This window comes from Bradyrhizobium sp. URHC0002, from assembly GCF_054059515.1.
This window is the reverse complement of the sequence record NZ_JBSSCF010000001.1, coordinates 3,936,879-3,957,802: the sequence shown is the minus strand read 5'-3', so window position 1 is coordinate 3,957,802 and position 20,924 is coordinate 3,936,879. Positions and strand designations below refer to the sequence as shown.

The window sequence follows — 20,924 nt, the reverse complement described above, 5'->3', positions numbered from 1 at the left end:
TATGACGTTCCAGATCAACGGCAGGGAGTTTTCCGAAGCGCCGCAACCCGGTCAATGCCTGCGTACGTTCCTGCGCGAACTCGGGCATTTCGGTGTCAAGAAGGGCTGCGACGCTGGCGACTGCGGCGCCTGCACCGTGCTGATCGACGGCGACCCCGTGCATAGTTGTCTGATCCCGGCCTTCCGCGCCGAGGGCCATGCCGTCACCACCATCGAAGGCCTTGCGCCCGACAGCGGCACCCATCCGATGCAACAGGCATTTCTGGATGCGCAGGGGTTTCAATGCGGGTTCTGCACGTCAGGCATGATCCTGACCTGCGCGTCGCTGAACCAGGCGCAGCGGCAGGACCTCGGCGCCGCGCTGAAAGGCAATATCTGTCGTTGCACCGGCTATCGCTCGATCGAGGATGCGCTGAACGGCAAGAACAACATCGAAGACGCCGCCGCGGGCACCGCATTCGGCCGCAGCCTCGCTGCCCCCGCCGGACCGCAGATCGTGCGCGGCGCAGCGCGCTATACGTTCGATGTCGCGCCGGAAGGTATGCTGCACATCAAGATGCTGCGTTCGCCGCATCCGCACGCAAAGATCATTTCGATCGACAAGCGCGCGTCGCTCAGCGTTCCCGACGTGCACACGGTGCTGACGTTTGAAGACGCGCCGGACCGGCTGTTCTCGACCGCGCGGCACGAGTGGGACTGGATGGACCCGGACGACACAAAGGTGCTCGACAGCATCGTCCGCTTCATCGGGCAGAAGGTCGCCGCCGTGGTCGCTGAGACCGAAGCCGCCGCCGAAGAAGGCTGTCGCCGGCTCCAGGTCGAGTATGAAATACTGCCTGCGGTGTTCGATCCCGCGGCGGCGATTGCGTCTGATGCACCCGTGCTTCACGGCGACAAGACGCTCGCAAACCGTGTCGCCAACGCAGCCCGCAACGTCGTCGCGGAAATCCATGGCGAATTTGGCGATGTCGCGAGCGCACTGGCACAGGCCGCCGTCACCTATGAAGGTACTTTCACGACGCAGCGAGTGCAGCACGCCGCGCTGGAAACCCATGGCGGCCTCGCCTGGGTCGATGCCGATGGAATCCTCAACGTCCGCTCCAGCACGCAAGTGCCATTCCTGACGCGGCGCACGCTGGCGGACCTCTTCAATTTGCCGCCCGACAAGGTGCGGGTGTTCTGCGAACGCGTTGGCGGCGGGTTCGGCGGCAAGCAGGAAATGTTCGTCGAGGACATTCTTGCGCTGGCGGCACTCAAAACCGGACGGCCCGTGAAATTCGAACTAACCCGCGAGGAACAGTTCACCTCGACTTCGACGCGGCATCCGATGCGGGTCACCGTCAAGGCGGGTGCCGACAGGGATGGCAAGCTCACGGCGCTGCAGCTCGACGTGCTCTCCAACACCGGCGCCTACGGCAATCACGCCGGCCCGGTGCTGTTTCATTCGGTCAACGAATGCATCGGCGTCTACAACTGCCTGAACAAGAAGGTCGACGGCATCGCCGCCTATACCAACACCGTGCCGGCAGGTGCGTTTCGCGGTTACGGCCTGCCGCAGACGCTGATCGCCGTCGAAGCCGCGATCGACGAACTGGCAAATCAGCTTGGCATCAGTCCGTTCGAGATGCGCCGCCGCAATGTCGTCAAGTCAGGCGATCCCATGTTGTCGCCGCCGGAATCCAAATATCACGACGTGCTCTACGGCAGCTATGGCCTCGATCAATGCCTCGATCTGGTCGAGCGCGCGATGGCCGCCGAGGCGCCGACGCCTTCGCTCTCCGCGGACTGGTTGACCGGGGACGGCATCGCGCTGACCATGATCGACACCGTGCCGCCGGCCGGTCATTTCGCCGATTGCAGCATTTCACTGCGCCAGGATGGCGGCTTCGATCTTACGGTCGGCACCGCCGAATTCGGCAATGGCACCAGCACCGTGCATCGTCAGATCGCTGCGTCCGCGCTGGCGACGACCGTCGATCGCATCCGTCTCATGCAATCCGACACCGCACATGGCGGCCACGACACCGGCGCCTACGGCAGCGCCGGAACCTTCGTCGCCGGGCGCGCGACACAGGCCGCGGCCGAAGCGCTGGCCGGCCAACTGAAGCAATTCGCAGCGTCACTGTTGGGCGAAAACCCTGATACGTGCACGCTCGACAACCATGCCACGGTCTGTGCCGGACGCCGCACCCCTTTTGCCTTGCTCGCCGCGTCCGCGCACGCGCTCGGCAAGGTTCTCAGCGCCAGCGGCAATTCGACAGGCACGCCGCGCTCCGTCACCTTCAATGTACAGGGCTTTCGTGTCGCCGTGAACAAATACACCGGCGAACTCAAGATCCTGATGAGCGTGCAGGCTGCCGATGCCGGCCGTGTCGCCAATCCGATGCAGTGTCGCGGCCAGGTCGAGGGTGGGGTCGCTCAATCGCTGGGTGCTGCGCTCTACGAGGAAATGGTGATCGGCGACAACGGCCGGGTCATCAATCCCAAATTCCGCGACTATCATCTGCCATCCTTTGCCGACATTCCCCGCACCGAAGTGTTCTTTGCCGACACGGCGGACACGCTGGGGCCGATGGGCGCCAAATCGATGAGCGAAAGTCCGTACAATCCGGTCGCAGCCGCACTCGGCAACGCCATAGCCAACGCCACCGGCATCCGCTTCACGGCGACCCCGTTCAAGCCGGACCGGCTATGGCCGCTATTGCATGAGAAGTTTGGGTCTGGATGAACTGGGCTGAAGCTTGTGCGATCAATCTTGTCGAGCAACATGGCGCTCCCAAATCGGAGCGGCATCGTCCAGCGTCGTGGAATATCGTAGATTTTGGCGTTCCCCAGGGAATGCCCCCTTCAGCCGCACCTCGCTATCGCCCAGCATGGCGGCGTCGAGCCGTCTCTCGGCCGAGGCCGCCACGGCGCAGGTAAAAATGCGATAGAACTGCGCCCCGTCGAAGGCGACCAGCAACAGATCGACGCCGGCATTCAGCGCTTCGACAACTGCCGTACAGACGTTGCGTTGATAGATCGCCCCCATCACGAGATCGTCGGTCATGACGACGCCTTGGTAATTCCATTTCTTGCGAACGATGCCGTCGACGACACGTTTGGAGTGTGAGGCCGCGCGGTCCGGATCGACCGAGGTCAGCGTCACATGCCCGATCATCAGTTGCGCTTTCGAGCCAGCCGGCACCTTCCTGAAAGGGATCCAGTCCGACGCTTCGAGTTCTTCCAGAGGCGTATCGAGATCGGCGCTGAAGTGATGGGTATCCGTTCGTACGCGTCCGAGCCCTGGAAAATGCTTGACCGTCGCGCCGACGCCTGACGCTTCCAGCCCGTTTACGTAAGCCCGCGCGATATCGGCGACGACAGCCGGATCATCGGAAATCGCGCGCTGGCCGATCAGCGTGTTGAAGTCAAGTCGGTTGCGCTTCGGTTCGGGGCGCAAATCCAGCACCGGCGCAAGGTTCAGGTTGACGCCGAGCGCCGCCAGTTCCTGCCCGTGCGTACGCCCGAACGCCTCCGCCTTCTCAGCGCGAACATCGGGCGCTAGATTCGCAAGCGTCGATAGTGCCGGCAACTTGGTCAAAGGCGGCGCCAGATGCGATACGATGCCGCCTTCCTGGTCAGCCGCGACGATCAGGGATCGCAGGCCGGCGGCGCGCCGTTTTTCCTGCAACGCCGCGATCTCTTCCTTCAGACGCGCCGCCGACGATCCCACGATATTGTGCCTGGTGATGTAGACGCCGGCGATCAGGCCCTTCTCGGCGAGAACAGCCACCTCTGAAAATGACGAATATCCAACAATGAAATGCCGCCCGAGGCGTCGCGCCTGCGCAGCATCGGTCTGCAAGACGCTCCGCTTGCGCCATTCGAACGAAGCATGCGCGCCGAGCATCGATAGCGATGGCAGACACCACAGCAGAATGAGCAACCGTCCGGCGATCCCTCGTCGCCAATAGCCGCGGCGAATGAGGACCACGATGACGATGATGCTCGTGACGGCAAGAAAAATGTTACCCGGCCCCCGCAGCGAAATCAGATAGGGGTCGTTCTTGTTGACTGCTGCGAAAATGAAAACGGCTCCGGCGAGCCAGATCAGGACGAGGCCGATACGTTTGAGAATTTGCATGAAATGGCTGGGGGCTTTGCGCGGGAAGACGGAACGAGGCCACTGCCCGTATCAAACTTGTCTCGCCGACGCGAGCGCGTAACGGCGCCTGCACGGAAACTGCATAAAAATCTGAACTCTTGCAGACCGCGCTCCAAGCAAATGCACACAGGCGTCAGATAGTCCGTCCTGCAAATCGGGGCGATCATCAAATGCCTGTTCCCACAAGACTGGCCAACGACGGGTGGTGGCTGTGCGAGCGCCCCGTAACGGCGCTGGTTTGCAATTTTCCTCTCCAGACAGGCAGCGCAATAATGGCTGATTTCACTGCGCCGGCATCCAATGTCAGCTCCGTTCAGGAAGGTACCTTTCTCGTCAAAGCAGGCATTGTTCTCGCGCTGGCAGCACTGGCCGACTGGCTGTTCTACGGACACGGCATTGGAATATCGGCCGCCATCTTTGCGGTCGCCGTGGCCTGCGGCTCGCTGCTCGCCAACCTCGCAACTTTGAACCGAAAGCAAGTGCTGCCGGCAGGCGCCCTCCTGCTGGTCGCTCTTGTCTCCGCCATCGAGGAATTCAACGTCGCGTCTCTGGCCTTCATGGTGCTGGCGCTCGGCATAAGCCTGCTGTCGACGACCAATCGCGATCGGCGTCGTCTCGGCGAGCGAGCCGCCGCGTTATGCGATCTCTATCTGGTCGGCCCGTTCCGATTTTTCCGCGATGCTGTCGCTGCGTTCAATCTGCCGGCACTGAAGACCGGGTTTGTCGTGTGGTTCATTCCGATCGTTCTCGGCGGCATCTTCGTGCTTCTGCTGGTAGCGGCCAATCCTTTGCTCGAGAAATGGATCGGCCTGCTGAACCCAGGCAACACCGCTTCCTACGTGAGCCTCGGACGTGTACTGTTTTGGACACTGGCGCTGTCGATCGTATGGCCCTTCATCCATGTCCGGTGGAGTCGCAAGCGGGAGATGCCGGCAGACTTGGCCGAAGCGGCGGCAATGGCGCAGGGAACACGATCTAGCCGACACGACTTCTTCGGTGTTGCGACGATCCTGCGTTCGCTGATCCTGTTCAACCTGCTGTTCGCCGTTCAAACCGCTCTTGACGCTGCCTATCTCTGGGGCAACGCGACCCTGCCCGCCGATATCAGCTACGCTTCATATGCGCACCGGGGCGCCTATCCTCTCATTGTCACGGCGCTATTGGCGGCGGGTTTTGTTCTGGCCGCGATGAGGCCCGGTGGGCCGGCCGAGCGATCAAGGGTGATCCGCCCGCTGGTCTATCTGTGGGTGGCGCAGAATGTTCTACTGGTGCTGTCGTCGATCCTGCGCCTCGATCTCTATGTCCAAATCTACCTGCTCACCTGGTGGCGCGTCGCGGCTTTCATCTGGATGATGCTGGTCGCGTTGGGGCTCGTGCTTATCGTCGCGCGCATCGTTCTGAATCGCTCGAACGGCTGGCTGATCCGCGCCAACCTCATCACCCTGACAGCAACGCTCTACATCTGCTCGCTGGTCAATTTCGCCGCCATCATCGCCGACTACAATGTCAGCCACAGCCGCGAAGCCGCCGGCAAGGGCGTATGGATCGACATGAACTATCTGTTTTCCCTCGGACCGCAGGCATTGCCGGCCATCGACCGGGCCATTGCCCTTCGCGGGTTCGACCCCACCCTTGTTTCCCGCCGTGGTTGCCTTGTAGAACAGCAACGGAGAGAGATTGCGTCCTGGCGCAGCTGGGGCTTCCGGGGCTGGAGGCTCCAGCGCACCCTGGACGGCCTACCAAAGCATTCGACTACAGGTTAGTACGACTTCCCGGAGAGACCTTTGACGCACCGCATTCTCATCGTTGACGACGACCTGCACATCCGCGAGGTCATCCGTGTTGCACTGAAGAAGGCCGGAATGACCGTCTTCGAGGCGCGCGACGGCAAGGAAGCTTTGACCCGCTTTGCCGCCGACAGGCCGGACCTGATCATTCTGGATATCGGCATGCCGGAATTCGACGGCCTGGACGTCTGCCGGGAAATCCGGAAGTCTTCGGACGTTCCCATCCTGTTTCTTTCCGCACGCGACGACGAAATCGATCGCGTGCTGGGCCTCGAGATCGGCGGCGACGATTACGTCACCAAGCCCTTCAGCCCGCGCGAGCTCGTAGCGAGGGTGAACGTTATCCTGCGCCGCATCGCTTCGCGCGGGCAGGACGCAAGGGCATCGATGGCAGCGCTTTCGCAAGGCCGGCTCTCCGTCGATCCCGAACAGCACATTGCCGAGTTCGCGGGCACGCCGCTTCGCCTGACGGCCATCGAGTTCGGAATTCTCAGGGCATTCCTGACGCGGCCGACGCTGGTATTCAGTCGCGAGCAGATCATGAGCACCGCTTATCAGCTCAACATCCAGGTGTCGGATCGCACCATCGACAGCCACATCCGCAATATCCGCGCCAAGCTGTCCGCCGTGAACTGCGACAACGTCATCGAAACCATTCATGGCGTCGGCTTCAAGCTCGGGCGATGCGAGCCGCAGGCATGATATCCCGCTCCGGGAAGAAATGGCGACCGTCGGTGGGGCAGGTCATTTTTGCCGCGCTCGCCGCCGCGGCGACACTGCCACTGGTTGGGCTGTTCTTCTTCCGTCTCTATGACAACCAGCTCATTCACCAAACCCAGGCCGAATTGATCGCTCAAAGCCGGGTGCTCGCCGCGGTCTATGCGCGGGAAGTGGAATCTCGGCTGGGCGCCGGCATTGCGCTCGGCGTCGAAATTCCGTCCGAGGCGCGCCCGGATCGGGAAGACCAGCTCACGCCGATCCGGCCCGCACTCGATCTCGCCGCCGGCGCCGACTTGCTTCGACGACGGCCCAATGCTCTTCCGGCGAGCGCGCCTGCTTCGCCAGCGTATATCGAGATCGGCGCGCGGTTGATGCCGATCATCCTGGAAACGCAGAAAGTCACGCTGGCTGGTTTCCGCGTCCTCGATCCCCGTGGCGTCGTGATTGCCGGCCGCGACGAGGTCGGTCAATCGCTCGCCCATATCGAGGAAGTAGCCACAGCGCTCGGGGGAAAATACCGGGCGGCCTTGCGGATTCGCAAACCCGACAAGCGGCCTCCTCCGATCTACTCGATCAGCCGCGGCGTCGGCGTCCACGTGTTCTCGGCAATGCCTGTCATCGTCAACAACCATGTCGCGGGTGTCGTTTATACATCGAGGACGCCGAGCAACATCTTCGACCATCTCTATCAGGAGCGCGGCAAGTTCATCCTGGCGGCACTGGCCGTCGTTCTCGCGACCATCATCATCGGCCTGGTTTTCTCCCGAACCATTACCCGCCCGATGCGCGAGTTGGTCGATCGCGCCGCGCGCATCAGCCGCGGCGATCGCGACGCATTCCAGCCGCTCGCCCATTACGGCACGCGGGAGTTCGCCCAGTTGTCGCACAGCTTCCTCGACATGGCCGAGCAATTGGCGCGGCGGTCGGACTACATCGCGACGTTTTCGTCGCACCTCACCCATGAATTGAAGTCGCCGCTGACATCGATCAAGGGCGCCGCTGAATTGCTGCTGGATTCGCTGCAAAGCAAATCCGACAATCTTACCCGGATGGAACAGAAGAATTTCGTATCGAACATTCTGGGCGACACCGGGCGCCTGGAGGCCATGACCCAGCGGCTGCGCGAACTGGCGCGCGCCGAGGCCGCGCCGCAGAACGAGCAAACCGAACTGTCGCAGGTTGTCGTGGGATTGAAGAGCCGATTCCCGACACGAGCAATCGAGGCAACCGGAAGCCTCGAGCGCCCAATTGGCATGTCCAGCGAGAAAGCGCTGATCGTGTTGTCGCATCTGACCGACAACGCGATCCGTCACAACGCGAAGACCGTGCGGCTGGAAGCGATCGAGGAAGCTGGATCCGTCAAGATGACGGTCAGCAATGATGGTGATCCGATATCCGAAGCGAATCGGGAAAAGATCTTCGATGCCTTCTTCACCACACGCCGCGACACCGGCGGCACGGGAATGGGGCTGGCCATCGTCCAGGCCGTTATGACGAGCCACGCCGGATCGATCCGGCTGCTGCCGTCCAATCAAGGCGTTGCGTTTGAGCTCTTGTTCCCGGCTGCCTAGAGCCTTTTTCCGTTCCGATGGAATCGGAACGGGGCTCCAGATTCTTGATTTGACGCGTTTTCTTGACGCGAACCGGTCGCCACTTCGCTGGAATCCGCCCCGGATTGAGCAGTCGCCTCAGACCCGCTCGATAATGATCGCCGGCGCCATGCCGCCGGCGGCGCACATCGTTACCAACCCCCGCTTGAGATCGCGCCGCTCCAGCTCGTCGAGCACGGTGCCGATCAGGATCGAGCCGGTTGCACCGATGGGATGGCCGAGCGCGATCGAGCCGCCATTGACGTTGACCTTCTCGCGGTCGAGCTTGAGATCCCGGATGAACTTTTCGGCGACGACCGCAAACGCCTCGTTGATCTCGAACAGATCGATGTCGTCGAGTGTAAGGCCTGCCTTGGCCAGCACCTTGCGGGCGGCCGGCACCGGCGCGTTCAGCATCAGGGTTGGTGAGTCCCCCATGTTCGCCATCGCGACGACGCGGGCGCGGGGCTTCAGGCCATGGGCTTTTGCGTAACTCGGCGACGCCAGCAAGATGGCTGCTGAACCGTCCACGACGCCGGAAGAATTGCCGGCGTGATGTACAAAGTTGATGTCGAGGTCCGGATACTTGTCCAGGATGAGCTTGCGATAGGTCGTCCCCTTGTCGTCGAGCGCATAATCGGCAATCGCAGGAAACGCCGCCTTCAAGCCGGCCAGCCCTTCGAGCGTGGTCTGCGGCCGCGGGTATTCCTCGCGGTCGAGCGCGAGGCTGCCGTCGTCGCGGTAGACCGGCACGAGGCTCTTGTTGAAATGTCCGCCCTTGATGGCAGCCGCCGCCCGCTTCTGGCTTTCGAGGCCGAGTTCATCGACGTCCTGCCGCGTGATGCCTTCCAGTGTCGCCACCGCGTCGGCGCAGACGCCCTGATGCGATTGCGGATGCCGGGCACGCAGGCGAAGGTTGCCGTTGTCCATCATGAACGGCCCCTCGCCGCGGCGGCCTTCCATCGACATCATCTCGGTGCCGCCGGCGATCACGAGATCTTCGGAGCCCGACATGATCGAACTGGCCGCCATGTTGACGCTGGTAATGCCGGAACCGCAGAACCGATCCAGCGTCACCGCGCTGGCGCGGACGTCATAGCCGGCGTCGAGCGCCGACATCCGACCGAGATCGCCGCTCTGCTGGCCGCGTTGCGAGCTGGTACCCCAGATGATGTCGTCGACCTCAGCCGTATTGATCCCGGTGCGATCGGCCAGCGCGCGCAATACCGTTGCGCCGAGCTGCTGCGGATGGATACCGGACAGGGCGCCCTTGCCGGCCTTGCCGATGCCCCGTGGCGTTCTGCATGCATCGATGATCAGCGCGTCAACCATGGTGTTTTCCTTCTTGTTAATTGGCTGCATTTGCTGCCGATCAAGCTACAAAGTCAATCTGATCAAGGCAGTTTCGTAGTCCGGATGAGCGAAGCGATATCCGGGACCCGCCTGTGCATTTGACCCGGATATCGCTTCGCTCATTCGGGCTACATGATCTCGCTACCGTCCCCGCAGTGCCAGGATTTTCTCCGCCGCACGCAGATGCGGCTTGTCGATCATCTTGCCATCGATCTTCACGACGCCGGATGTTGGATTGTCGTTGAAGGCCTTGACTACCTTCTCCGACCAGGCGATTTCCTCGTCCGTCGGCATGAAGGCTGCATTGACGACATCGACATGCTTGGGATGGATCACCGCCTTGGCAAGGAAACCATCCTGACGTGCAGCGATAGACTCTTCCCTGAGCGCGTCGAGGTCGTTGATATCGGTCGCAATGGTGTCGATGGCGACGACGCCGGCCGCGGCTGCGCTGATCAGGCAGAGGTCTCGCGCCAGCAGGAACGGCCCGTGGAAGCGGCCTCCCGTTCGGTTTCGCGACGCGCCAAGCGAGGCCGCCAAGTCCTCGGCGCCCCACATCATGCCCCACAACCGCGGGCTCATGTTTTCGAAGTCGAGTAGCTTGAGGACGGCCCGCGCTGTCTCCGTCGCTACTGTCACTATTCTCGTAGCGCCATGCTCAATTCCGGCGGCCGCCTCGAAGGCATCGAGATACAGCGAGAGGCGGTTGACGTCGGCGGCGCCGGCACATTTCGGCAGCACGATACCGTCGGGCCGGCCCGGCATGACGGCCGCGAGGTCGCCAAGCGTCATGTCCGTGTCGAGCGCATTGACGCGGACATATGCCTTCTGGCTCGGATTCCGGGCATCGAGCATCTCGCGCACCGCACGCCGCGCACCGACTTTCTCCTCCGGCGCGATCGAATCCTCGAGGTCGAGGATCAGCGCATCGGCTGCCGTCTTCTTGGCATTTTCGAACTTGCGTTGGCTATCGCCGGGAACGAACAGGAATGAACGCATGGCCTTATGCCTTCGGTTTGCAATGCATCAGGCCGGTCCGGCGGCAGCTTGCCACCGTCTCGCCGCGCTGATTGGTCATGGTGTGCTCGAATTCGACGATGCCCTGGTTCGGCCGCGACTTGCTTTCGCGCTTGGAGATAATCTTCGTGTGCGCCTTCAGCGTGTCGCCGTGAAATACCGGCTTTGGGAATTTGACGTCAGTCATGCCGAGGTTGCCGATCGTGGTGCCCAGCGTCGTATCGTAGACGCTCATCCCGATCATGATGCCGAGGGTATAAAGGCTGTTGAACAGCCGCTGACCAAATTCGGTATTTTCGGAGAAATGCGCATCGATATGCAGCGGCTGCGGGTTCATGGTCAGCAGGCTGAACAGCGTGTTGTCCATCTCGGTCACGGTCCTGGAGAATTCATGATGAAACTCCCGGCCGACCTCGAACTCCTCGAAATACAATCCGGCCATCAGCGTCCCCTGTAGTTCGGCGTCCGCTTTTCGACGAACGCATTCAAGCCTTCCTGACAATCTTCCGTCGTTGCGACAAGCGCAAAGCTCTCGGCCGCGTTTTCGACCGAGCGGCGGAAATCGGCGTCGACTGCCCGCATGAAGGCATCGCGCCCGATCTTCATGACGATGGGCGATTTGGCGGCGAGCTTGCCCGCGACCTCACGCGCACGCGGAAGCGCGGTGCCCTTCGGCACCACTTCGCTCAGCAACCCCATGCGAAAGGCTGTCGCGGCATCAAAGGGCTCGCCGAGGAACAGTGGACCAAACGCCTGGTGCTTGCCGACCAGCCGCGGCAACTGCACGAAGTGAATGGCCGGGATCAGGCCCACATCGATCTCGGGATAGCCGAAAGTGCAGCCATCGCCAGCGATGATCATGTCGCAAGAGATCGCAATCGTCATGCCGCCGGCCCGCACCGCGCCGTCCACGGCGGCGATGGTCGGCTTGCCCATGCGATACTGGGTATCGTTGAGCGCGAAATACAGCCGTTCGAGGAATTTCTTGGTTTCGATCCCGGGCTTGCCGCGGACGATATCGAGATCAAGCCCGGCGCAAAACACCTTGTGCGCGCTGCCGATGATGACGGCGCGCACCGCTTCGTCGTCCCTCGCCTTCGCCAGCGCCGCCAGCAGCGCATCGATCAGGTCCATGCTGAGCGCATTGACCGGCGGTCGATCCAGCATGATCTCGGCAATATTGCCCGAGACGGAATAACCAACGAGATCGGTGCTCATGCCGTGCCTCCCTTGATCTTTCCCTTGGCCTGACGCACCGCGCCGGCCTTGACCAGATCGTCGATGGCGCCACGCTCGAAGCCCGCTTCCAGCAGCACCTCGTAACTGTCCTGGCCTATATCAGGTGCGGCGAGCAAGTCATCCTCCGAGAAGCTCGCGATGCCCGGCGTCCGCGGTGAATACACCGGCCCCACGCCCGGCGTTTCCTGGCAAACGGCCGCTCTGGTCGCCTCGACATGAACGTTGCGCAGCCATTCCCCGGGATTGAGGATCCGTTCGGCGATGAGATCGGCGGCATGCAGGCGCGCGAGCCAGGCATCCGTCGGCTGCCTCAGAAAAACCTCGCGCAACTGCGGGATCAGCGCATCCACGGCGTCAGCGCGCCGCGCGAAATCGGCGAAGCGCGGATCGCTGGCGAAGTCGTCGCGGCCGATCGCCGCGCACAGCCGCTTATATTGCGGCTCGTTCACCAGGGTGACCATCATCCAGCCATCGGCCGTCTGGTACGAGCCCGCCGGAACGTTGAGTGCGCGTGGCGCACCGCCGTCCAGAACATGTTCGGCGACCTTGTGGCCAAGCAGTGCGGACGTCGACTGGCAGAGGTTGACGTCGATCCAGCGCCCGGTTCCGACGGTCGCGCGCGCAAACAGCGTCGTTGCGATGGCCTGGAAGGCATAGACGCCGGTGACGACGTCGGAGATCGTGGTGCCGACCCGGTGCGGAGTACCGTCGTTGCCAACATTGATCGACACCAGACCCGAGAACGCCTGCGCCACGGAATCGGAGCCCGGCCGCTTCGAATAGGGACCGCTTTGGCCGAACGCGCTGATGGACAAATAAATCAGCCCGGGATTGTCGCGCGATAATTCCTCGTAGCCGATCCCGAGCCGGGCGGCAACGCCGGGCCTGAAGCCTTCGATCAGAACGTCGCAATCTCTCGCCAGCCGCCGGGCAATTGCGATCCCGTCCTTGTGCTTCATGTCAAGGCAAAGGCTGCGCTTGCCGCGGTTATAGACCGCCGACAGCGTGGTGTGACTTCCATAGGTCGTTCCGAGGAAACGCGACCAATCCCCCTCAGGCGGCTCGACCTTGATGACGTCGGCCCCGTAGACACCCAGCAGCATCGCGCAATAGGGAGATGCGATACCCTGCCCGAAATCCAGCACGCGCACGCCGCGATACGGCGCCTCATGCGTCGGCGATATCTTGCGTTCCCTGGTCATTTCGTCCCCCGGTCGGGCCGAAAGCTACAGCGCGAGGTAGCGCTGACGAATGTTATCGTTGGCTTTCAGCTCTTCGATCCCGGATGTGTAGACGATCTGGCCCTTGTCGATAACCGTCGCGTGGCTCGCAAGGCCAAGGCAAAAATGCATGTTCTGCTCGGCGATCAGCACTGTGGCGCCGGTGCCGCGAAGCTGCCGCAGCAATTCGCCGATCCGCTGCACGATGATCGGCGCCAGCCCCTCGCTCGGCTCGTCCAGAAGTAGCAGCGCGGGATTGCCCATCAGCGTCCGCGCAATCGCCAGCATCTGCTGTTCGCCGCCCGACAGCCGCCCTGCGATCCGGTGCCGCAGCGGCTCAAGCAATGGAAACACGTCGTAAATGCGCCGGATCGACCACTCGTCTTCGCCATTGGGCCCCTTCTTGGCGCCGATGACCAGATTGTCCTCAACCGTGTGTTCCGGAAATATCTGGCGATCCTCCGGCACGAAGCCGAGACCGGCGCGCGCGATGTGGTACGGCTTCAGCCCGGACACCACGCGGCCCTTCAGGGTGACCTTGCCGCGCCGTGCGGGAGCCAGGCCCATGATCGCCTTCATGGTGGTGGATTTGCCAGCGCCGTTGCGGCCGAGCAGCGCCATGGTTTCGCCCTGCCGGACCGACAGGCCGACGCCGAACAGGATCTGGCTGGTGCCATAATAAACGTCGAGATCTTCGACTTGCACCACGGGCTGCGCGCTCATATCGCGGCTCCGGCGTGGTGTTCGGTGCCCAGATAAGCCTCGATCACCGCCTCGTTGCGACGGATCGCATCCGGCGTGCCGGTTGCGAGAATACGACCGTAACAAAGCACAACGATCTCGGGTGCGATCTTGAACACGATGTCCATGTCGTGCTCGATGAACACCACCGTTATTTTCTGCTTCTCCCAGAGCTCCCTCACCTTGTCGATCATCCGCCAGCGCTCCTCGGTGCCCATGCCGGCGGTCGGCTCGTCGAGCAGCAGCACCTTGGGATCGAGCACCAGCGCCAGCGCGATATCGAGCAGCTTCTGGTCACCATGCGACAGCGTCGCCGCGATCCGGTTCCGCTTGCCGGCCAAGCCCAGCAACTCCATCGCATGCTCGGCGCGGTCGCGGGTTTCGGCCAACGGGAAGCGGCGATGAATGACGCTGGCGCGGCGCTGATCAGCGCAGACCGCCGCCAGCATCGTCTCCTGCACCGTGAGTGAGGGAAAAATACTCGCGACCTGAAATGCCCGGCCGATACCGTGGCGCACGATATCGGGTGGCGACCGCCCGGCCATGTCGACGCCATTGAGCAGGATCTGGCCGGCGTCGGGCCTCAGCGCACCGGTGATCAGGTTGAAGAACGTGCTCTTGCCGGCGCCGTTGGGACCGATCACGGCGGTGAGCGAACCGTCGGCAAAATCGAGCGTGACATTGTCGGTCGCCTTGACGCCGCCGAACGACTTGGAAAGAGCGCGTATCTCCAGCATGGCTAGCTGCGCTCCCCGGTGCCGGCGCGGCGTCGCGCATACCACTCGACCACAAAATCCATCAGGCCTTTGCGCAGGCCTATGGCGAAGAACAGGATCACGATGCCCAGTACGATGCCGTGATAATCGGTCCAACGGGTAACGGTATCGTTGAGGATCAGGAGCAGCACCGTGCCGACCATTGGCCCGAGGAAAGTCGTCACGCCGCCGAGCATGTTGATGAAGATGCCCTCGCCCGAGATGGTCCAATAGGCAAATTCCGGATAGGCTCCGGAAACAAACAGCGCCATGATGATCCCGCCGGTCGAGGCGAACAGCGCCGCGAGCACAAAAATCGTCAACTTGGCGCGCCAGACGTCGATGCCGACAAAGCTGGCGCGGTTCGCGTTGTCGCGGATCATCCGCAAGGTATAGCCGAACGGCGATTGCGCGATCTGGCGCATCAAAAGAAGCCCGATCACCAGCAGCGCGCAACTCGCGATATAAAGATGCACGTGATTGGACAGGTCGATGCCAAAGAAGGCCGGGCGCGGAATGCCGCCACGCAGGCCCTGGTCGCCGCCGGTCAGCGACACCCAGGACAAAATCGTGCTGTGGATCAACATCTGGAACGCCAGCGTCACGAAAGCAAAATAGATTTCCTTCAGTCGAACGCAGATGGCTCCAATGACGAGGGCAACGACAAACGTGATCGCCAGCGTTGCGACGAAAGCCACGGGGATGGGCACACCGGTCTTCTGCATCATCAACCCGAAGCCGTAGGCGCCTAGGCCAAAGAACATGCCATGGCCGAACGAAGTCAGGCCGGTGTAACCGATCAGTAGGTTGAGCGACGTCGCGAACAGCCCATAGGCCGCGCAGCGGATCACGAAGTCGAGCAACAATTTACTGCTGAAGACCATCGGCAACAGGGCAAGCACCACAAAGACCGCAAGCGCGATCAGGGCATCCCGATTACGCCGCGGCTTTGGCCCGGTGCGGGCGACATCGAGTGCCGACGCGCCCTGCTCGGCCTGCAACTCGGTCATGCGACCTCCTTGCCGAACAGACCGGTCGGTCGCGACACCAGCACGATCACCATGAACAGGTACATCAAACCTTCCGTGAACAGGGGAAAGCCGAGCGATCCGAACGAGCGGATCATGCCGATCAGGATTGCACCGATCAGCGCGCCGAGGATCGAGCCCATGCCGCCGATGACGGTGACGATGAAGGATTCGATCAGGACCGAAAATCCCATGCCCGGCGTCAGCGAGCGCACGGGTGCGGCGAGCGCGCCGGCAAGCCCCGCCAGCATGCCGCCGAGCGCAAACACCCCGCCATAAATCAATCCGGTGTTGATGCCGAGCGCGGACACCATGCCCGGATTATGCGCGGCCGCCCGGATCACCTTGCCAATTCTCGTGCGCGCCAGGCCGAGTCCGAGGATCACGGCAGCCACCAGCGCAACGCCAATCAGGAGCAAATAATACGGCGGCACCACGCCGCCGGCAATGAACAGCGGCGCCACCTGGAACGCCGCCGGCATGCCCATCGACTTGAATTCGGGGCCCCATATCATCCGCACGACGTCATCGAAGATCAGCACGAAGGCGTAGCAGACGAGCAACTGCATCAGCACGTCGGAGCCGTAGACCCGGCTCATGAACACGCGCTCGAAGATCAGGCCAAGCAAGGCCGTGCCGGCCGCCCCGCACAGCATCGCCAGCGCAAAACTGCCAGTGAACTGATAGGCCGTCATCGCGAAATAGGCGCCGAACATATAGAAGGCACCGTGGCTGAAATTCACCACCTTGAGGACGCCAAAGATCAGCGTCAGCCCGACGGCGACCAGAAACAGCAACATGCCGATGATGAAGCCGCTGGTGGTTTGCGTCACCAGACAGGCGGAACTGGCCAGACACCCGGTAAGCGCATCGATATCCAAGGGAATCATCCATTACAGCGCGTCGGAACGGGCGACACGCGAAAAACATTTGGCAGCGAGCGGAGGCAGCCTACGCCGCCTCCGTCTCGCAGTCGATCAGGTGTAGCCCTTGCTCTTCTTCCACTCGGCTTCGAGTTCGAAGATGGTCTTCCAATCGCCGGCCTGAACTTGCGGCACGTAAGGCTCCTGCGGGATCGTCGTTCCCCAGCCGATCGCATAGCCGACCAGCGTCTGGTCCTCGGCGCGCATGGTGACGGTGCCGTCCGCACCGAATGGCGACTTGATCTTCAGGCCGCGCAACGCTTCCGCAATCTTCTTGCCGTCGGCCGAATTCGCCTTCTTCGAAGCTTCCGCTAACAGCATGATTGCAGTTGCATTTTCCCATGACCAGTTGGTGGGATATTCGTTGTATTTCGCCTTGTAAGCGTCGCCCCACGCCGCGTTTTCCGCGGTCGCGGGATAGGTCTTGATGTAGCGATTGCCCGAGTGAATACCCTTCGGCAGGTTCTTCACCACCGTCAGCGCGGTGTAGTCGGCCATGTTGACCGCGAACACCTCCATCTGGCTGAACAGCGCGTAGATGTTGGCCTGGTCGATATAGGACGTGAGGTCGCCGCCCCAGAGGCAGGAATACAGCGCCTGCGGCTTGGCCTGGAGGATTTTCGTCACGACTTCGGTGTAGTCGGGCTGAAACAGTTTTGGCCAGGACTCGCTGATGATCTCGACGTCTGGCGCGAAGCGCTTCAGGTACGTCGTGAACTCGCCGGTCGTATCGCGGCCATAGGCGTAGTCCGGCGCACAAGTCGCCCATTTCTTCAGGCCCTTGGCCTTGGAGATTGCCGCCGCGTAGCTGCCGCCAACGATCGAGTCATGCACTCCCTGCCGCGCGGTACGGAACGCGTTGGGAATATGCTGCTTGGGATCGGCTGTTAGTGCCGAGGTTTCCGAGTTGGTATGAATGCAGAGCACGCCGAGATCCCGCGCCACTTCATGCACCGCGAACGCACCCGACGACGCTTCCGCATCAATCAGGATTTCGCATCCATCGGTGTTGACGAGTTCGCGGGCGACGCGGGCGGCTTCCTGCGGCTGTCCCTTGGAATCGCGGATTACCATTTCAATCTGGCGTCCGGCCAGACCGCCGGCGGCATTGACCTTTTCGACTTCCAGCGTCACCCCGTTGCGCGAAGAGGTGCCGAGTTGCGCCACGCGCCCCGAGAGAATGGTCGGCATGCCGACCTTGATGGTCTTGGCTTGCGCGCGTGCCACCCAGGGCGTCGCAAATGTTACGGCACCGGCGCCCATCATTGCCAACGTCGCACGTCGGCTTACGCCCGGTTTGCGGGTTCTCGTCATTGCTTCCTCCCTGTGGGGTTGGCGTACCCAAATCCCTGCCGGAGGTCGTGTCGCCTCCGTGCAGCCTGAGAATTTCAGAGCAAGGGGGGTGACGTCAAGCCAAAGATGAACTACGAGTCATAATTCATCTAGCAAGAGAGTAGGCCGGAAACGGGCTTTTTGGGCGGATAATGATCAATCTATCCAGCTTCATCGCGTTTCATGCCCGGCGGACGCCGGACCGCTGTGCGCTGAAATACCGCGGCGAGGACGTCTCCTATGCCGATTTCGACGCCCGCATCCGCCGGGTCGGCGGCTGGCTCGCCTCACGCGGAATAGGCCCGGGCGACGTCGTCGCGGTGCTGATGAAGAACAGCACGGCCTTTCTCGAGTTCGTGTTTGCGACCAGCCACATCGGCGCGGTGTTTCTGCCGATCAACTATCGGCTCTCCGCCGACGAAGTCGGCTACATCGTTGGCAATTCCGGCGCGCGCATCTTGATTGCGGATGAAGAACTCGCGGACATCGCCGCAGGCGGCGCTCCAGTGGTGCTGCTGGATGAAACCGCACAGTCCGACGCGACGCGCCTTGCGCCTGATATCGCGCCCGCTCCTGTTCATGTCAGGCAACCGCGCGACCTGATGCGGCTGATGTACACGTCCGGCACGACGGATCGCCCGAAGGGCGTGATGCTGACGTACGAGAACCTGTACTGGAAGTCGGCCGACCAGACGCTGGTGCTCGGATTAAATGCCGACACCCGATTGCTGGTGGTCGGTCCGCTCTATCATGTCGGCGCGCTCGATTTGCCTGGGATCGCGGTGCTCTGGCACGGCGGCATGCTTTCCATCCATCGCAACTTCGAGCCCGAGCAGGCGCTCGCCGCCATCGAAGCGGAGAAGCTCAACGCCGTCTGGTTCGCCCCCGTGATGACGACCGCGATCCTCACCTGCCCGACCCGCGGCCGTTACGACGTATCGAGCCTCCGATGGACGATCGGCGGCGGCGAGAAGACGCCGGAAGTGCGCATCCGCGCCTTCTCGGACTATTTCAAGAACGCCCGCTACATCGACGCCTATGGCCTGACCGAAACCTGCGGCGGCGACACTTTTATGGAAGCTGGCCGCGAGATCGAAAAGATCGGCTCCACCGGCCGCGCCATCGCCCATGTCGAAATCGAAATCCGTGACGATGCAGGCCATCGCCTCCCGCCAGGCGAGAACGGCGAAATCTGCCTGCGCGGACCGAAGATCACGCAGGGCTATTGGAAGGATCCCGAGAAAACCGCGGCGGCGTTCTTTGGCGACTGGTTTCGTACCGGAGACGTCGGCCATCTCGATGAGGACGGCTTTCTCTACCTGACCGACCGCAAGAAGGACATGATCATTTCCGGCGGAGAGAACATCGCCTCCTCCGAAGTCGAGCGCGTCATCTACGAACTGCCGCAAGTGCGCGAAGTTGCCGTTGTCGGTATGCCCGACGCACGCTGGGGCGAAAAGCCCGTGGCCGTCGTGGTGTTGGGCGATGGCGCCGCACTGGGATTATCTGATCTCGCCGATCACTGCCGCACGCGCCTCGCCGGGTTCAAGGTGCCGAAGCAACTGATCATCCGCGACAGCCTGCCGCGCAATCCTTCCGGAAAAGTCCTCAAGCGCGTGCTGCGCGCCGAACTGGAATCTCACGCATGACGCAATCATCGCAAGCCGCATCCGGCAAAGCGACAAAACTTAACCGGGTCGAGCGCAACGCCTGGACCAAGCGCAGAATATTCGATGCCGCCACCAAGATGGTCGGCAAGTACGGCTACGCAGAGGCTTCGGTCGCCCGCATCACCGAGGAAGCCGGCGTAGCCCAGGGCACGTTCTACAATCACTTTGAAAATCGTCAGGAACTGCTCGACCAATTGCTGCCGAAGATCGGCACCGACATGGTTTACTTCATCCGCGAACGCACCGGAAGCGCACAAGCGGCAAGGCAGGAAATCGAACGCTTCGGCGCCTTCTTCGATTTCATCCGGCAGGTGCCGGAATTCCTGCGCATCCTCAACGAGGCCGAATATTTCGCGCCGATCGGCTATCAGAAGCATCTCGACAACATCGCAACCGCCTATGTCCGTATCCTCCGGCGCGCCCGTCAGGCCGGCGCAATCGTCGATTATAGCGATGAGGAGTTCGAAGCCATCGTCCACATGCTGATGGGCGCGCGTGGCTACCTGAGCCGCCGCTACTCCTACGTTGGGGGCAGCGTCACGGCAGCGCCCGAACATGTCATCTCCGCCTACCGAAAGCTGGTGACGCGCGGCCTGTTCACACCGGAAAAAGGCAACAACCATGACCGCTGAGGGTATCGTCCTCGTCACCGGCGGCAGCCGCGGCATCGGCGCCGCCACCGCAACGCTGCTGGCCGAACAGGGCCGTCGCGTAGTGATATCGGACATCGCACCGGAACCATTGACTGGAACGCAAGTCGTCCTGTGGCCATCCCCCTTCGACGTCGCCAGCGAAAGCACCGTCGTCAGCGGCATCGCCGACATCGAGGCCGCGCACGGCCCGATCACGGGCCTCGTCAACGCCGCCGGCGTATTTGGAAAAATGCACCCGATCGAGCGGGTGCGAATGGATCAATGGGACCGCGAGGTCAATATCGATCTGCGCGGCACGTTTATGGTTGCCCGCAGCGTCGGCGTGAAGATGGCCGAGCGCCGGCATGGCGCGATCGTCAATGTCGCTTCCGTTGCCGGCATGACGTCTGGTCCGATCCATGCCTACACGGCCGCTAAAGCCGGCGTCATTCAGATTACGCAGACGCTGGCCGCCGAATGGGGCCGCAGTGGCGTCCGCGTCAATGCGGTCTCGCCGGGCTTTACGCGCACCGCCATGCTGGAAGCCGGTATCGCCTCAGGGGCGCTGAACAGGAAATGGCTGGAAAGTCCGACCGCGATGAACCGGCTGGTCGAGCCGATCGAGGTCGCGCACGCGATCGCGTGGCTGCTTTCGCCGATGAGCAGCGGCGTCACCGGAATCAATCTACCCGTAGACGCCGGATATATCGCAGGCACCACATGGGCCGCTTATGGCGGGTTGCGGGAAGCACCGAGCGCGTAAAGAGGACA

Annotated in this window: 18 protein-coding genes; 7 read left to right on the top strand and 11 right to left on the bottom strand. The window is 62.2% G+C overall.

Annotated elements, in window-relative coordinates; translation table 11 throughout:
* Window position 1: 1 nt before the first annotated feature.
* On the top strand, window positions 2–2,728 hold the full coding sequence (locus ACVWVY_RS19160) for a molybdopterin-dependent oxidoreductase (protein WP_456627835.1): 2,727 nt from the start codon (window positions 2–4) through the stop codon (window positions 2,726–2,728).
* Window positions 2,729–2,749: 21 nt separating this feature from the next.
* Here the strand turns inward: ACVWVY_RS19160 and ACVWVY_RS19155 are convergent, their stop codons facing one another.
* Window positions 2,750–4,126, bottom strand: coding sequence for a glycoside hydrolase family 3 N-terminal domain-containing protein (locus tag ACVWVY_RS19155; protein WP_456627834.1), 1,377 nt, complete (start codon window positions 4,124–4,126; stop codon window positions 2,750–2,752).
* A gap of 119 nt (window positions 4,127–4,245) precedes the next feature.
* Here ACVWVY_RS19155 and ACVWVY_RS19150 point away from each other — a divergent pair, with 119 nt between their 5' ends.
* From ACVWVY_RS19150 to ACVWVY_RS19140, 3 genes are read left to right on the top strand one after another with little or no spacing between them, the layout of a single operon-like run.
* Window positions 4,246–5,910, top strand: coding sequence for a DUF4153 domain-containing protein (locus ACVWVY_RS19150; RefSeq protein WP_456627833.1), 1,665 nt, complete (start codon window positions 4,246–4,248; stop codon window positions 5,908–5,910).
* A 21-nt stretch (window positions 5,911–5,931) separates the two neighbouring features.
* A complete protein-coding gene (locus ACVWVY_RS19145) occupies window positions 5,932–6,636 on the top strand; it encodes a response regulator transcription factor (RefSeq protein ID WP_456627832.1) in 705 nt (234 codons plus the stop codon).
* On the top strand, window positions 6,633–8,225 hold the full coding sequence (locus tag ACVWVY_RS19140; RefSeq protein ID WP_456627831.1) for an ATP-binding protein: 1,593 nt from the start codon (window positions 6,633–6,635) through the stop codon (window positions 8,223–8,225). The genes ACVWVY_RS19145 and ACVWVY_RS19140 overlap by 4 nt, the downstream gene beginning before the upstream one ends.
* A 117-nt stretch (window positions 8,226–8,342) precedes the next feature.
* On the opposite strand, the gene ACVWVY_RS19135 is transcribed toward ACVWVY_RS19140, so the two are convergent.
* The 10 genes from ACVWVY_RS19135 to ACVWVY_RS19090 form a co-directional block, all read right to left on the bottom strand.
* Window positions 8,343–9,575: an acetyl-CoA C-acetyltransferase gene (locus ACVWVY_RS19135; RefSeq protein WP_456627830.1), complete on the bottom strand. Its 1,233-nt coding sequence runs from the start codon at window positions 9,573–9,575 to the stop codon at window positions 8,343–8,345.
* A 162-nt stretch (window positions 9,576–9,737) separates the two neighbouring features.
* Complete coding sequence (locus ACVWVY_RS19130) at window positions 9,738–10,595, bottom strand: HpcH/HpaI aldolase/citrate lyase family protein (RefSeq protein ID WP_456627829.1); 858 nt, start codon at window positions 10,593–10,595, stop codon at window positions 9,738–9,740.
* Window positions 10,596–10,599: 4 nt separating this feature from the next.
* Window positions 10,600–11,055: a MaoC family dehydratase gene (locus ACVWVY_RS19125; protein ID WP_456627828.1), complete on the bottom strand. Its 456-nt coding sequence runs from the start codon at window positions 11,053–11,055 to the stop codon at window positions 10,600–10,602.
* The gene (locus tag ACVWVY_RS19120) at window positions 11,055–11,831 is read right to left on the bottom strand and encodes an enoyl-CoA hydratase/isomerase family protein (protein WP_456627827.1); all 777 of its coding nucleotides are present in this window, start codon (window positions 11,829–11,831) and stop codon (window positions 11,055–11,057) included. The genes ACVWVY_RS19125 and ACVWVY_RS19120 overlap by 1 nt, the downstream gene beginning before the upstream one ends.
* The gene (locus ACVWVY_RS19115; RefSeq protein WP_456627826.1) at window positions 11,828–13,054 is read right to left on the bottom strand and encodes a CaiB/BaiF CoA transferase family protein; all 1,227 of its coding nucleotides are present in this window, start codon (window positions 13,052–13,054) and stop codon (window positions 11,828–11,830) included. Before ACVWVY_RS19115 ends, ACVWVY_RS19120 begins: the two co-directional genes overlap by 4 nt.
* Window positions 13,055–13,078: 24 nt before the next feature.
* On the bottom strand, window positions 13,079–13,795 hold the full coding sequence (locus ACVWVY_RS19110; RefSeq protein ID WP_456627825.1) for an ABC transporter ATP-binding protein: 717 nt from the start codon (window positions 13,793–13,795) through the stop codon (window positions 13,079–13,081).
* Window positions 13,792–14,550 (bottom strand): ABC transporter ATP-binding protein, encoded by a 759-nt coding sequence (locus tag ACVWVY_RS19105; protein ID WP_456627824.1) that lies wholly within the window; start codon window positions 14,548–14,550, stop codon window positions 13,792–13,794. The genes ACVWVY_RS19110 and ACVWVY_RS19105 overlap by 4 nt, the downstream gene beginning before the upstream one ends.
* A gap of 2 nt (window positions 14,551–14,552) precedes the next feature.
* On the bottom strand, window positions 14,553–15,578 hold the full coding sequence (locus tag ACVWVY_RS19100) for a branched-chain amino acid ABC transporter permease (protein ID WP_456627823.1): 1,026 nt from the start codon (window positions 15,576–15,578) through the stop codon (window positions 14,553–14,555).
* Complete coding sequence (locus tag ACVWVY_RS19095; protein ID WP_456627822.1) at window positions 15,575–16,477, bottom strand: branched-chain amino acid ABC transporter permease; 903 nt, start codon at window positions 16,475–16,477, stop codon at window positions 15,575–15,577. Before ACVWVY_RS19095 ends, ACVWVY_RS19100 begins: the two co-directional genes overlap by 4 nt.
* A 96-nt stretch (window positions 16,478–16,573) precedes the next feature.
* Complete coding sequence (locus ACVWVY_RS19090) at window positions 16,574–17,833, bottom strand: ABC transporter substrate-binding protein (protein WP_456627821.1); 1,260 nt, start codon at window positions 17,831–17,833, stop codon at window positions 16,574–16,576.
* A 170-nt stretch (window positions 17,834–18,003) separates the two neighbouring features.
* Here ACVWVY_RS19090 and ACVWVY_RS19085 point away from each other — a divergent pair, with 170 nt between their 5' ends.
* From ACVWVY_RS19085 to ACVWVY_RS19075, 3 genes are read left to right on the top strand one after another with little or no spacing between them, the layout of a single operon-like run.
* The gene (locus ACVWVY_RS19085) at window positions 18,004–19,500 is read left to right on the top strand and encodes an AMP-binding protein (protein ID WP_456627820.1); all 1,497 of its coding nucleotides are present in this window, start codon (window positions 18,004–18,006) and stop codon (window positions 19,498–19,500) included.
* Complete coding sequence (locus tag ACVWVY_RS19080; protein ID WP_456627819.1) at window positions 19,497–20,153, top strand: TetR/AcrR family transcriptional regulator; 657 nt, start codon at window positions 19,497–19,499, stop codon at window positions 20,151–20,153. The genes ACVWVY_RS19085 and ACVWVY_RS19080 overlap by 4 nt, the downstream gene beginning before the upstream one ends.
* Window positions 20,143–20,916: an SDR family NAD(P)-dependent oxidoreductase gene (locus tag ACVWVY_RS19075; RefSeq protein ID WP_456627818.1), complete on the top strand. Its 774-nt coding sequence runs from the start codon at window positions 20,143–20,145 to the stop codon at window positions 20,914–20,916. The genes ACVWVY_RS19080 and ACVWVY_RS19075 overlap by 11 nt, the downstream gene beginning before the upstream one ends.
* Window positions 20,917–20,924: the final 8 nt, after the last annotated feature.